Raw genomic sequence first — 11,256 nt, forward strand, 5'->3', positions numbered from 1 at the left:
ACGATGACCGAAACACAGTACGCCCTGGTCCGGTTCCAGGAAGCCGGCGACAGCAAGGCCCGCGCCGGCCTGCTGGTGGAAAACCGGGTCCTGCCGCTGGATGGGGACATCAACTCCCTGATCGAGCACTGGGACACCACCGAAGGCCAGCTGGACTCGCTGGCCGCCACTGCCGGCCAGGACACCGGCCTGGCGGCCGCCGATGTCGAAATCCTGGCTCCGGTTGAGCCTGCGCAGGTCCTGCAGACCGGCGCTAACTATCGCAAGCACGTGATCGACCTCGCCGCAGCGCACCGCGAACCGGGCGAGGACGAGGAGGATGTGCGCGCCAAGACGGCGGCCATCATGGACAAGCGCGCGGGCCAGGGCACGCCGTACTTCTTCATCGGGCTCCCGACGGCGATCGCGTCCGCCACGGACGACCTCACCCTTCCGTCATACAGCAAGTCCCACGACTGGGAGCTGGAACTGGCAGCAGTGATCGGCAGGACCGCGTTCCGCGTCACCCCCGAGGAAGCCCTGGACTACGTCTTCGGCTACACCATGGTCAACGACATCACCACCCGTGAGTTCGTCTTCCGCAAGGACATGCCCGCGATCGGTTCGGACTGGTACCGCGCCAAGAACGCCCCGGGCTTCCTGCCCACCGGACCGCTGCTGGTACCCGCCAAGTTCTTCGGCGACCCGCAGGACGTCCAGGTGACCCTGAAGCTCAACGGCAAGCCCATGCAGGACGAGTCCACGCAGGACATGATCTTCGGGGTGGCCAAGCTCGTCAGCGAAGCCTCGCAGATCATGCCCCTCCGCCCCGGCGACCTGGTCCTCACCGGCAGCCCCGCCGGCAACGGCGCTCACTGGGGCCGCCTGCTCCAGGACGGCGACGTTATGGAAGGCACCATCACCGGGCTCGGCACCCAGCTGATCCGCTGCAAGGACGAGGTCCAGCCGTGACAGCCGATGCGGTGGAAGAGCAGCTGATCCAGCGCGGGGATCCGCTGGCAAGCATCACGGCGGCCGCCTACAAGTACAACAATTGGGGCCGCTGGGGCGAAGATGATGTCTTGGGCACCCTGAACTTCATCGATGCCGCAAAACGTGTGGAAGCAGCAGCGCTGGTTCGCACCGGCGAGGCGTTCTCGCTCTCCCAGCCGTTCGACACCAACGGCCCGCAAAAGGGCTGGCGTCGCCGCACCAACCCCGTCCACACCATGACGGACACAGGAGTGGACGCGGAACGCGGAAACCAAGGTTTCCCGCACGGCATCGGCGGCGCCGATGACGTGATCGCCATGCCGCTGCAGTGCTCTACCCAGTGGGACGGGCTGGGCCACATCTTCGACCGTGGCAAGGCCTGGAACGGCCGCGCCGCAGGGGACGTCGTGACCTCCGAAGGTGACCTGGTCACGGGCATCGAGACCGCAGCTGCCAAGATCGTCAGCCGCGGAGTACTGCTGGATGTGGGCAGGGCGCTCGGACCGGAGCTCGGAAGGATCGACGGTGAACTGCCGGACGGCTTCGCCATTACCCCGGAACACCTTGCGCGCACCATTGACCTGCAAGGGCCCAGCGCGAAGGTTGGGCGGGGAGACATCGTGGTAATCCGCACAGGGCAGTACTCCAGGACCCGCCGCGAAGGCTGGGGCGACTATGCCGGCGGGCCGGCACCCGGGCTGTCCTTCAGCACGGCCCCGTGGCTGCACCGCAGCGAAATCGCCGGGATCGCGACGGACACTTGGGGTTTCGAGGTCCGTCCCAACGAATTCGACGACGCCTTCCAGCCCCTCCACCAGATCGCCATCCCCAACCTCGGGCTGTTCCTGGGCGAAATGTGGGACCCGGACGCACTTGCCGCAGCCTGCGCAGCGGACGGCCGGTACGATTTCTTGCTGACGGCCGCCCCGCTTCCCATCACCGGCGCCGTCGGTTCCCCCGTCAACCCGATTGCCCTCCGCTAGCGATCACATCAACAGCCGCAAACCAGCACCAGCAGTAACGCCGTCAATACAAAGGAGTCAGCGATGGCAGCAGTACAGAACGTCGGAATCGTCGGGGCGGGAGCCGCGGGACTGACCGCAGCCATCCTCCTGGCCGACGCCGGAATCCACGTGGAAGTGCTTGAGAAGGCCGACGCCCCACAGACGCTCGGATCCGGAATCACCCTGCAGGGGAATGCCCTTCGGGTCCTGCGCAAGCTCGGCGTCTGGGAGCAGATCGAGGCGAAGGGTTACGCATTCAGCACCCTCGGACTGCGGGCTCCGGACCCTGCCGGCACCGTCATTGCAGTCCTGGACGACATGCGGACCGGCGGCGACGACCTGCCGGCCACCCTGGGCATGTACCGCCCCGACCTGACCGCCATCCTCCGGGACCGGGCGGAGCAGGCCGGCGCCAGGATCAGCTACGGTAAGACTCTCACCGGAATAACGGACGACGGCGGCTCCGTCACCGTGAGCACCGCCGACGGCAACACAGCCCGCTACGATCTCCTGATCGGCGCCGACGGCCTGCACTCAGCCGTACGCAAAGCCATTGGCATCGACACTGAACCCAAGTCCACCGGGATGGGCATCTGGCGTGCCTTCGTGGAACGTCCCGCCGACGTGGTCCGCACGGACCTCACCTACGGCGGCCCCTGCTTCATCGCCGGCTACTGCCCCACCGGCCCGGACACCATCTACGCCTACCTGGTGGAGCGGGCGCAGGAGCGCCGGCACGAGGACGGCCCGCGGATCATGTCCGAACTTGCCGCGGCCTACGGCGGACCGTGGAATGAGATCCGCTCGAACCTGGACCACAGTGCCCGCATCAACTACACGTGGTTCACCACGCACTTGGTGGACGGGCCCTGGAACCGTGGCCGCACCGTGATCATCGGCGATGCCGCCCACAGCTGCCCGCCCACGGTGGCCCAAGGGGCTGCCATGGCGCTCGAGGACGCGGCCGTGCTCGCCGAACTCTTGATCAAGGCCGACGAGGTCACTGAAACTGTCTGGAAGGAGTTCACCGACCGCCGGCTGGACCGGGCCAAGGCAGTGGTCAACGCATCCGTCCAGCTGGGCCAGTGGATGCTGGACGGTGTCCGCGACGCCGATGTCCCGGGCTTGGTGCATTCGGTGTCCGTCGTGGTGAAGGAACCTGCATGAGCAACAGCTCCATCAACGAGGCGTCCAGCCCTACCGTGGACGTCCACGCCCACGTCCTGCTTCCGGCCCTGCAGCAGATGGTCGCCGAAGCCGACCCCGAGGGCTTCGGGGCCCAGCAGTCGCTGGAGGTGCTGCGCCACGGGGCTGATTCCATGGCCATTTCAGGCCGGATGGTCAAAGAGCGATGGCCGCAGCTGACAGACCTCGACCGCCGGCTCACGGACATGGATGCCCAAGGCGTGGACGTGCAGCTGGTCTCGCCGTCGCCGTCGCACTTCTACTACTTCGCGGGGGAAGGCCTGTCGCTGCAGGTGGCGAAGGCCGCCAACCAGGCAGTACGGGAGTTCGTTGACCGCGCCCCGGAACGCCTCAACGGCCTGGGCCTGGTTCCGCTCCAGCACCCCGCACTCATGGTGGAGGCACTGGAGCACGCGGTCCTGGAGTGCGGGCTGCTTGGTGTGGAAATCGGCTCCTTCGCCGCCACGCCGGATAACCCGGAGCGGAGCACCGTTGAACTGTCCGATCCGCGGTTGGAACCGTTTTGGAGCCGGGCAGAGGAACTGGGCGCTGTTATTTTCCTCCATCCCTTTGGTTGCTCCCTTGATGAGCGGCTGGACCGGTTCTACCTTGCCAACACTGTCTCCCAGCCCGCAGAAAATGCGGTTGCCCTGTCCCACCTCATCTTCAGCGGGGTCCTGGACCGGCACCCTGGCCTGAAGGTTCTGGCCGCGCACGGCGGCGGCTATCTTCCCACCACCCTGGGCCGCTCGGACCATGCCTGGAAAGTCCGGCCGGAGGCACATGGCTGTGCCCAGCCGCCGTCGTCGTACCTGAAGAAGCTCTACTTCGATTCCCTGGTCCACAGCGCCGGCGAGCTGCGGGCACTGGTGGCGGCCGCGGGCCCGGAGCAGGTGCTGCTCGGCTCGGACTACCCGTTCGACATGGGCTCCGAACGCCCGGTTGCCGAGGTCATCGAGGCGCAGCTTTCCGCGAAGGACGAAGCCAGCATGCTGACCGGCAATGCTGCTGCCCTCGGCCTCGCGGCGGCTGCCGCACTCTCACAACGCCCTACTGTTTAAGGAACAACTCCCATGGTGAAGATTGCACGCTGGAATTTCGACGGCGGCACGCAGTCCGGCTTCGTCGATGGCGTTAACTGCTACCCCCTGCCGGCAGGCCAGGGTGTCCAGACCCTCCTGGACGCCGGGCTGGAAGAAACGCTGGGCCTCGCCCGGGACACCATCGGGTCCAGCCCTGCCGTTCCGCTTGCGGACGTGGAGCTGCTCGCTCCGCTGGTGCCCGCCACCATCCGCGACTTTGTGACCTTTGAGGAACACGTCGAAGGGATGCGGATGAGCATCGACGGCATGGCAGGCGTTATGCCTGAATGGTACGAGGCGCCCACGTTCTACTTCACGAACCCGCACACGGTAACCGGCACCGGTGAGGTGATCGGTATTCCGGCGGGCTGCGAGGACCTGGACTTTGAAACGGAAGTGGCCGCCGTCGTCGGCCGTGTCCCGGGGAGCGACGGCCGGAACCTCACGGCAGAAGAGGCGCACCGGCACATCTTCGGCTACACCGTGCTCAACGACTGGTCCGCGCGGGACCTGCAGCGCCGCGAGATGAAGGTCAGCCTGGGCCCGTGCAAGGGCAAGGATTTCGCCAACACCCTGGGGCCCTGGATTGTCACCGCGGATGAGTTTGAGGACCGGCACGACGCCGAAGGGTTCCTGCCGATCTCCATGGCGGTGAAGGTCAACGGGGAAGCCATCGGTCAGGACCTGCTGTCCAATATGGGGTGGCCGTTCGCCGAACTGGTGGCATACGCCTCCCAGGACTCCGTGGTCCGGCCCGGCGACGTCCTTGGCTCCGGCACCTGCGGCAGCGGCTGCCTCGGCGAACTCTGGGGACGTAACGGTGCCAAGACTCCCCCGCCGCTGAAGACGGGGGACGTTGTCCGCATGACCGTGGAAGGCATCGGCAGCATCGAAAACACGGTCGGTGACCGGCGCGAGGCCGTGACCCGGGTGGCTGCACGCGTCCGCCCGCGCAACCGGACGGTCCACCCGGCTCCGGCCGGATCCTAGGCTGGCAGTCATCACGAACCACTCCTTCAGCACTGCGAGCGCAGGTCTACGGTGGAGTGTCCAGGGCGCAGACGGTCACAGGGTGGGTTGAAATCGGGAAGAGCTCGTGCAGCCTCGAGCAGGCACGCTGGACCACGGAGCGCAGCCATACACTGGCCGGGTCCTCCGTCTGGGAAGGGTGCCAGTACATGGCTTCCACCAGGGACGCGTCTACATCGTCCGAGACCTCCAGCACCACGATGTCCGCGCCGCGCTGTGCCCTCGCTGCCAGCATCCGCGGCACCAGGGCCACGAGATCCGTACCTTCGACCAGCAGCGGCAGCGACAGGAAGCCGGCCACCACCGCCGCCACTCGCCGCTGTATGCCGCGGGTCTCGAACAGTTTGTCGGCAGGTGTGCTGATCCCCTCACCAAAGTAACCGACGGCGTGGGGCACCGCAGTCAGGTCCGCCAGGGTGAGCCGGGGCTGCTGCAGCAGGGGGTTTCCGGCGTCAGCTATGGCCACGAAGCTGTCACGGAACAACTGCTTGCTGGCACCCTGCAGTTGGTAGCCCATGGGTCCGACGAGCAGATCGATTCTGGAATAGTCGGCCATCTGGCCCAAAATGCCGGACTTGGCTGCTGTGGGTACGATATCCACCGACACACCCGGCGCCTCCTGGCGCAGGATTCCCCGCAGTGGGCCCACAATCAGTGCTGCGGCATAGTCCGACGCAGCGATGATGAACTCCCGCTCGCTGGTATCCGGATCAAAACCGGACCGCACGCGTGAGGCCCGCTGGATGTGAATCATGGCCTCATCAACCAGGGGGACCAGCGACTGCGCAAACGGCGTGAGGTCGTACGTGCGGCCATTCCGGACCAGGAGTTCGTCATCGAAATGCCGCCGGAGCCTTGCCATCGCCGCACTCGTGGCGGGCTGGCTGAGCTGGAGCCGCTCAGCTGCCCGGGAAATATTCCGCAGTTCCAGCAGGACCTGTAGCTGGGGCAACAGGTTAAGGTCCAGGTTCTTCATACCCACAGGTTATCCGGCCCCAACTTTCGTCCCTCCAGTGGCAGGCCCGCAGCGTCAGCGTCTGGGATGTAGTCGTTCATGTGCAGGGCCTCAGCTTTTCAAGCCGGCCCATCCTGCGAGGCCGTGGCCGTACGGGTAGAGAGGGTCTGCTGAGCCCCCCGGAACATCACTCTGTGCTTCCAGAACTGCCTGGGTTGATCGGGGAAGCTCAAAGGGAAGGCGGCCTGCAGGCACAGCCTGTCCGGTCAGCACCCGCGTGAGGGCTTCGTCTGATACTCCGAACGTGGCCAGTATGGCGGAGCAGTGCGGTTCCAGCGGAGTGAGGATCGCGGGGCGGTCCAGGTTGGCCACCAAGACCAGGGGCGCCTGCCCGGCAAGCTCTTTCAAATGGGAGGCCACGGCGTCGCCGAACTCGAGGCTTCCCGCATGGAACATCGCCTCGAGGAACAGCTCGTTCCGCGGCTCGTGGGGAGCGTCCAGGCGGACGATGGCAAGGTCAGCCTCTGCCGGAGACGCGACAACGGTCGCGCCGCAGGACTGGATGGCAGCAGCTGACAGGCCCTCAAGGTACACCCGCATGGACGTTCGGAGGGGAAGGATTCCTTCGGTGGTTTTGATGACGACCACCGAGCGGCTTTGGGCCTTCAGGCCTTCCTCGCGGAACTCGGCGTTACCGACCAGGGCTTCAGCAGCATCCTCATCCACATAGCGGTCATCGAAGAGGCCCAGCTCGAACTTGACCCGCAGCAGGCGCCGCACGGACATGTCGATGCGCTGCGTTGATATGCGCCCGGCCCTCACCAAGTCAACGAGAATCTCGGGGCACGACTCACCACCGAACTGGTCGCAGCCGGCGTCGATTGCCTTGATCATCCGCTCTTCGACAGAAAGGTGCTCCACGCCCCAGGCCCGGGCCGGCAACGTCATGCCAAAGACATGGGAATCGTGCAGAAGCCCCCAGTCGGTGCACACCACGCCGTCGTAGCCCAGTTCGTCGCGGAGCAGCTTGGTGATGATCTGGCGGTTGAACCCGAAACCTACCTCCTCTATCGCTTCGCCATCACGGCTGAGGCCGACGGGCATGCCGTAGTACGGCATAATCGCACTGGTCCCGGCGTTGATGGCGTCCCGGAAAGGGAGCAGGTGGTCCTCGAATCTGCCGCCGGGGTAGACCTGCTCCCGCCCATAGGGGAAGTGGGGGTCTTCCCCGTCTTTTTGGGGCCCGCCGCCAGGGAAATGCTTGGTCATGCACGCGACACTCTGGCGGCCCAGTGCTTGACCCTGAAACCCTTCCAAGTACGCGGCGGCCAGCTTCCCCGTCAGCTCGGGATCCTGGCCAAAGCCGCTGTACTGCCGGGCCCAACGAGGTTCCGTGGCCAGGTCCACGGTGGGATGCAGCGCTGCACGCAGGCCCACGGCAAGGTACTCCTGCCGGGCCGTGTCGGCGAACCGTCGAACAGTCTCGGGGTCGCCGAGCGCGGCCATGCCGATTGGCTCAGGCCAAGCGGAAAAGAAGCCGGCCGCAAATGAAGCACCCTGGTTCTCCGCGAAGGCATGCCGGGGGTCGGTGGACACGGTGATGGGGATGCCGAGCCTGGTCCTGGACGCCAGTTCCTGCATCCGGTTGTGCCACCTTGCTGCTGTGGGGGCGTCCGGCAGTTGGTGCACGTTGAAGTGGCTCATCAGGCCATCGCTTATAAGCCGCTGCGTTTCCGTGTCCACCTCTTCGCCGCCGAAAGAGATGGCATGGAACATCTGCCCGGCCTTTTCCTCCAACGTCATGCACCCCAGCAGCTCTTCGACGCGTTCAGCGGCCGGGCGGGAGGCGTCGCCGTAGGCGGAGGTGCCGGCTGTCTGCGTCATTTGGGTTCTCCTGTCTGGACCATGCTCTTGGTTCTTTCAGCCGTGGCCGCGGATGGCCAGGCCGATGTTGTCCTCCCCGCACCTACGGGCGAAGAACGTTGTCCTTGTTTCCAGCCAACGCAGTCCAACGTTGGCGGAGGGCGTAGGCGGCCGGTTTGGGCCGGCGGTCACGGGTGAATACTCCCTTCTTGTTTCCGTCCACGCGCCGTACCCCGTCGGAAGTCTGGAAGTCAGCGAAATTCCATACATGTTCACCCACCATCGCATCAATGCGGTCGAAGACGCGCTGGTACATGGCAAGGAAGGCCGTCTGGTACTCCTCGCTCCACGGCTGCTCGTAGATGGAGTGCAGGCCGGTCATGGTGTCGGCGCCGTACTCGGTCATGATCATCGGCTTCCCGTAGGCGTCTTCCCAGGTACGGAGTTCAGCTTCCAGCAGGACTTCCGCGTTCTCCAGGTCACCGGTGTTGGTGTACCAGCCCTGGTAGCGATTAAGCATGATGACATCGAAAAGGTCTCCCAGCTTTTCCTTGCCAACGGGATCGAATATCAGGTTGACGTAGCCAACAGGGCGGCTCGGGTCCAGCTCGCGCGTGAGCTGGGCAAGGGGTTCGTAGTACTCGCGGGCGCCTTCCTCCGAGGCGTTGGGTTCATTGGCGATGGACCAGAGAACCACGGAGGGGTGGTTCTTGTCCCGGTCTACGAGTTCTGTGATGGCCTGGCGGTGGTTCGCAGCAGTCTTTGCGTCCACCGCACCCTCCTCATAAGTCTTCTGGGGCAGGCCCCCGAAGGCGGCAGCGAAGCCGTGGTTCAACCCAACCGCGGCTGTTTCGTCGATGACCACAATGCCGTGTCGGTCGGCGTATTCCAGGAACTCTTCGGCATAGGGGTAGTGGGACGTCCGGAAAGAGTTCGCCCCTGTCCACTTCAGCAGTTCGAGGTCGTTGACCATCTGGGCGTTGCTGTGGCCCTTTCCGATGGTGACGTGGTCCTCGTGCATCCCGAATCCCGTGAAGTAGAACGGCTTTCCGTTGATCAGGAATTCGGCCCCACTGACTTCCACGGTGCGTACGCCGACAGGCAGGGTATAGGTATCCAGCAGCTGGTCCCCGTCACGCACGTCGGCAGTAAGGCTGTACAGGTAGCCGGCACCCGGTTGCCAGAGAACGACGTCGCTGATCGTCAGGGTGCCGTCAGTTCCGTCCCGCCGGGCGACTTCGGCGCCTGAAGCATCCCGGAGCGTGACGGTGACAGCTTCGGTGCCGGACCTGCCACGTACGGCGACGCTGAAGTCGACGCTGCCGGTGTGGCCTTCAAAGCCGGTAACAACCGTGATGTCGTCGACTGTCACGGCGGGTGTGCTGTAAAGCCAGAGGCTGCGGTGCAGGCCGGCATAGTTGTAGAAGTCGTGGAAGTAGGTCTGCTGCCTGCGTCCGTCCGCCCCCACAGTGATTTTGCCTGGTGGGATGGTCGCCTGGGTCAGTTCGTTGTTCACAGCGACGGTGAGCCGGAAAGCCCTGCCGGGAGCTACATGGTCGGTGATGTCCGCGCTGAAGGGCGCGTAGCCGCCAACGTGCTCTGCAACGAGTGCGTCATCTACCCAGACCATACCCTCGTGCGTGGCGGAGTCGAGCCGCAGGTGGATGCGCTCCCCCGCCCATCCGCGGGGCACGCGCACTTCGCGCTGATACCAGACGTAACCCACGTGGTCCCGGATTGCCTTGTCCGGGAACACGTCGTTGTAACTGCCGGGCACGCCCATTTCCAGGCCGGTTTCAAGGGGCTTCTTGAACCATTCTTGGCTATGTCCGGTGCGCTCGGTATCCACCTTGAACCGGTAGAGGCCGTCCAGGTTGACCAGTTCACGGGTGCTGTTCGCTTGGGGTTTTAGCAAGTTCTTGTCCTTTTCATAGTGTTGGAGCGCCCCGAAGGGCACTCGCGCCCGTCAGAGCGGAAGAGTGGTGGGGGCGCCGCGCGGCAGGCATCAGCCGTCCGCTGGAGCCGCGACGGATCAGTTCGGTCTCAACATGCACCAGAGAGGGCTTCTCCTCCGGTTCCCTGTCGAACATGTCCAGCAGGAGTGCCGCCGCGGTGGTGCCGCAGCTCGCCAGCGGCGAGCGAACGGTTGTCAGGGGCGGGGTGGTGAAGTCTGCCCCGAAGATATCGTCAAAGCCGACAATGCTGACCTGGTCAGGTACCACCACTCCCGCCGCTTGGAGTTCCTGCATCAGTCCGATGGCGAGGAGGTCGTTGTATGCCATAACCGCTGTCGCCCCGCTGGCCAGGACTTCCCGCGCAACCCGGCGTCCGCCGTCCACTGTGGGTTTGGCCGTTTCCAGCCGGACTGCCTCCAGCCGGGACCAGTCGCAGGCCTCTTGAACGCCTTCCCAGCGACGGACCGACATCCATGATTGCTGCGGGCCAGCCAAATAGGCGATTTTGCGATGTCCTTGTTCGGCCAAAGCCCTGACAGCGGCGCCGATCCCGCCGTTGACATCCGGGACGACACAGGAAACACCCTCAACTTCGCGGTTGATGACGACGAGCGGTTTGGTGCGGGCGAGCATCCGGATGTTGTCATCGTCCATGCGGGGGCTCGCCAGTATCAGCCCGTCCACGGTGGCCTGCATCCTCACCGCGGCCTTCAGCTCGGTGGCTGGAGATTCGGCCGATTCGGCGATCATCATGGTGTAGTTCCGGGTGATCGCCGTCGATTGGGCGGCTCGAATTATGTCGAAGAACGTGGGGTTGGTGATGTCTGTAAGAATCAGTCCGAGCGTTTCGGTGCGGCCTGTTCCCAGCGCCCGTGCGTAGGGGTTCATCTGGAATTGCAGCTCCTCTGCTGCGTCCTGGATGACTTTTTGGGTCTTGGCGCTGACGCGTCCTGGTTTATTAAGTGCGCGGGAAACCGTTGACGGATTGACGCCGGTGGCCCTGGCGATGTCGTAAATTGTCGGCTTCGATCTAGCCTTGCCTGTCGCGTTGTCGGTCGCCGGTTGCGTGCTCATGCCGGGAGAGCCTGTTCGTTTTGTTGCTGTTGGGTTTCGAGGAGCCGGTGGCGGTCGGCGCGGCGTTGTTCCTGGCGGTCGGGGTCCGGGACCGGGGAGGCGAGGAGCAGGCGCTGGGTGTAGGGGTGTTCGGGGTT

The 11,256-nt window shown here is 64.9% G+C and carries 9 protein-coding genes; 5 read left to right on the forward strand and 4 right to left on the reverse strand.

Features of this window, described 5'->3' with window-relative positions:
- The first annotated feature begins 3 nt into the window (after positions 1 to 3).
- The 5 genes from AC6CHP_RS16065 (at position 4) to AC6CHP_RS16085 (ending at position 5,233) form a co-directional block, all read left to right on the forward strand.
- Positions 4 to 951, forward strand: coding sequence for a fumarylacetoacetate hydrolase family protein (locus AC6CHP_RS16065; RefSeq protein WP_188728742.1), 948 nt, complete (start codon positions 4 to 6; stop codon positions 949 to 951).
- Positions 948 to 1,955: a cyclase family protein gene (locus AC6CHP_RS16070; protein ID WP_229675262.1), complete on the forward strand. Its 1,008-nt coding sequence runs from the start codon at positions 948 to 950 to the stop codon at positions 1,953 to 1,955. The genes AC6CHP_RS16065 and AC6CHP_RS16070 overlap by 4 nt, the downstream gene beginning before the upstream one ends.
- A 63-nt stretch (positions 1,956 to 2,018) precedes the next feature.
- Complete coding sequence (locus tag AC6CHP_RS16075; RefSeq protein WP_498230941.1) at positions 2,019 to 3,143, forward strand: FAD-dependent monooxygenase; 1,125 nt, start codon at positions 2,019 to 2,021, stop codon at positions 3,141 to 3,143.
- Positions 3,140 to 4,222 (forward strand): amidohydrolase family protein, encoded by a 1,083-nt coding sequence (locus AC6CHP_RS16080; protein ID WP_498230943.1) that lies wholly within the window; start codon positions 3,140 to 3,142, stop codon positions 4,220 to 4,222. The genes AC6CHP_RS16075 and AC6CHP_RS16080 overlap by 4 nt, the downstream gene beginning before the upstream one ends.
- A gap of 12 nt (positions 4,223 to 4,234) precedes the next feature.
- Positions 4,235 to 5,233, forward strand: a complete 999-nt coding sequence (locus AC6CHP_RS16085; protein WP_498230945.1) for a fumarylacetoacetate hydrolase family protein — start codon at positions 4,235 to 4,237, stop codon at positions 5,231 to 5,233.
- Positions 5,234 to 5,279: 46 nt separating this feature from the next.
- Here the strand turns inward: AC6CHP_RS16085 and AC6CHP_RS16090 are convergent, their stop codons facing one another.
- The 4 genes from AC6CHP_RS16090 to AC6CHP_RS16105 all read right to left on the reverse strand — a co-directional run bounded on the left by AC6CHP_RS16090 (position 5,280) and on the right by AC6CHP_RS16105 (position 11,119).
- Positions 5,280 to 6,248: a LysR family transcriptional regulator gene (locus AC6CHP_RS16090; protein ID WP_498230947.1), complete on the reverse strand. Its 969-nt coding sequence runs from the start codon at positions 6,246 to 6,248 to the stop codon at positions 5,280 to 5,282.
- Positions 6,249 to 6,338: 90 nt separating this feature from the next.
- A complete protein-coding gene (locus tag AC6CHP_RS16095; RefSeq protein ID WP_498230949.1) occupies positions 6,339 to 8,111 on the reverse strand; it encodes a glycoside hydrolase family 3 protein in 1,773 nt (590 codons plus the stop codon).
- Between the two features lie 82 nt (positions 8,112 to 8,193).
- Complete coding sequence (gene uidA / locus AC6CHP_RS16100) at positions 8,194 to 10,005, reverse strand: beta-glucuronidase (protein WP_498230951.1); 1,812 nt, start codon at positions 10,003 to 10,005, stop codon at positions 8,194 to 8,196.
- Between the two features lie 13 nt (positions 10,006 to 10,018).
- Positions 10,019 to 11,119, reverse strand: coding sequence for a LacI family DNA-binding transcriptional regulator (locus AC6CHP_RS16105; protein ID WP_498230953.1), 1,101 nt, complete (start codon positions 11,117 to 11,119; stop codon positions 10,019 to 10,021).
- Positions 11,120 to 11,256: the final 137 nt, after the last annotated feature.

Source organism: Pseudarthrobacter sp. GQ63, assembly GCF_059758765.1.

What these genes read in the sequence shown, in the direction of transcription:
- AC6CHP_RS16090 (WP_498230947.1), bottom strand. Translation starts at nt 6,248, where the DNA reads ATGAAGAACCTGGACCTTAACCTGTTGCCCCAGCTACAGGTCCTGCTG.
- AC6CHP_RS16065 (WP_188728742.1), top strand. Translation starts at nt 4, where the DNA reads ATGACCGAAACACAGTACGCCCTGGTCCGGTTCCAGGAAGCCGGCGAC.
- AC6CHP_RS16085 (WP_498230945.1), top strand. Translation starts at nt 4,235, where the DNA reads ATGGTGAAGATTGCACGCTGGAATTTCGACGGCGGCACGCAGTCCGGC.
- AC6CHP_RS16080 (WP_498230943.1), top strand. Translation starts at nt 3,140, where the DNA reads ATGAGCAACAGCTCCATCAACGAGGCGTCCAGCCCTACCGTGGACGTC.
- AC6CHP_RS16105 (WP_498230953.1), bottom strand. Translation starts at nt 11,119, where the DNA reads ATGAGCACGCAACCGGCGACCGACAACGCGACAGGCAAGGCTAGATCG.
- AC6CHP_RS16095 (WP_498230949.1), bottom strand. Translation starts at nt 8,111, where the DNA reads ATGACGCAGACAGCCGGCACCTCCGCCTACGGCGACGCCTCCCGCCCG.
- AC6CHP_RS16075 (WP_498230941.1), top strand. Translation starts at nt 2,019, where the DNA reads ATGGCAGCAGTACAGAACGTCGGAATCGTCGGGGCGGGAGCCGCGGGA.